At 39.2% G+C, this 577-nt stretch carries 1 protein-coding gene; it reads right to left on the bottom strand.

What is annotated here, in order from left to right; all coding sequences use genetic code 11:
- Positions 1 to 146: 146 nt before the first annotated feature.
- The gene (locus tag LS69_RS10130) at positions 147 to 518 is read right to left on the bottom strand and encodes a transcriptional regulator (protein WP_034369184.1); all 372 of its coding nucleotides are present in this window, start codon (positions 516 to 518) and stop codon (positions 147 to 149) included.
- Positions 519 to 577 lie beyond the last annotated feature (59 nt).

Raw genomic sequence — 577 nt, 5'->3', positions numbered from 1 at the left:
AGGGTCATCTTTGAGAATCCATTGATTATTTTCTTTTCGCCAACATTTTGTAACTTCTTGGTGTCGCACAAAAGCCAAAAACAACCCACTATGAATTTCATCGGCACAAAGATTGCGGTATTGGATTGTTTTCATAGCATATCTTTTTATTTCTTGCTTGTTTTCTTTGCCTTTTTGGGCTTAGGCAGCGGCAAAGTTGGCGCAAGAACAAGCGTAACTTCTCGCAAAAGTTCTGCCGAATCGACATCAAGAATGTAAGATTCTTTAGCACCCTGATAAGGAAAACCTTTGGGGGAAGAATCTAAAAGAGGTTTCAAAACTGCATGCTGTTTGACAAAAAGTGTCTCATCACAAAGCAAAAAAATAGGCTTTGGCAGAGCTTCTAGACAAGAAGTCTCAAGCACATAAATGCAATACTCACCAAACATCTTTTTTGCACTAAAGCGATACTGCGTGTCGTGCAACGCGCTATCAAGAATCTCTAGCACAAAATCTTTAAAGCCCTCACTCGTTGCCATTTGCCCTCCTTGTCTTATCATTCATTATAACACAGAATCCCCGCTCAAAAATATATTAA

The organism is Helicobacter sp. MIT 05-5294, from assembly GCF_000765675.1.
Classification (GTDB): domain Bacteria; phylum Campylobacterota; class Campylobacteria; order Campylobacterales; family Helicobacteraceae; genus Helicobacter_D.
This window is presented reverse-complemented; position numbering and strand designations above follow the sequence as displayed.